The sequence below is a fragment of the Blautia sp. MSK.20.85 genome, assembly GCF_013317245.1.
Lineage (GTDB): Bacteria > Bacillota > Clostridia > Lachnospirales > Lachnospiraceae > Blautia_A.
On the sequence record NZ_JAAIUN010000108.1, the window covers coordinates 1 to 419 of the forward strand.

A 419-nucleotide genomic window follows, 5' to 3' on the forward strand; every position below is an offset into this window, starting at 1 on the left:
ATCATCATAACCGTTATTTTGTACGGAAGAATGATAGAAATTTACCTTTATACTTCCATAGCACCAATTCCGTTTGCCACCATGACCAATAAGGAATGGGGCAATATCGGAAACAACTATTTAAAAGGCTTGTTCGCACTGGCATTTCAGGGATTCTTCATGATGGTCTGTGTGGGAATTTATGCAGTTTTAGTAAATGCAATGACCATATCCAGTGACCTTCATGCAGCAATGTTTTCAGTAGCGGCTTATACCGTGATTCTTGCATTTTCATTATTCAAGACCGGAAGCCTTAGCAAATCAATATTCAATGCCCATTAACGGGCAGGAAAGGAGCGCATACCATGGCGTATGTACCAGTACCAAAAGACCTTACCAAGGTCAAAACAAAAGTAGCGTTAAATCTGACAAAGCGGCAG

At 40.6% G+C, this 419-nt stretch carries 1 protein-coding gene and 1 pseudogene; both read left to right on the plus strand.

Translation table 11 applies throughout. From position 1 onward, the window contains the following. Nucleotides 1–321: pseudogene (locus G5B12_RS17120) on the plus strand (VirB6/TrbL-like conjugal transfer protein, CD1112 family); the annotation flags it as partial. A 23-nt stretch (nucleotides 322–344) separates the two neighbouring features. Continuing rightward, nucleotides 345–419 (plus strand): PrgI family protein (locus G5B12_RS17125; RefSeq protein WP_174088978.1); only part of this gene is annotated, 75 nt, incomplete at its 3' end.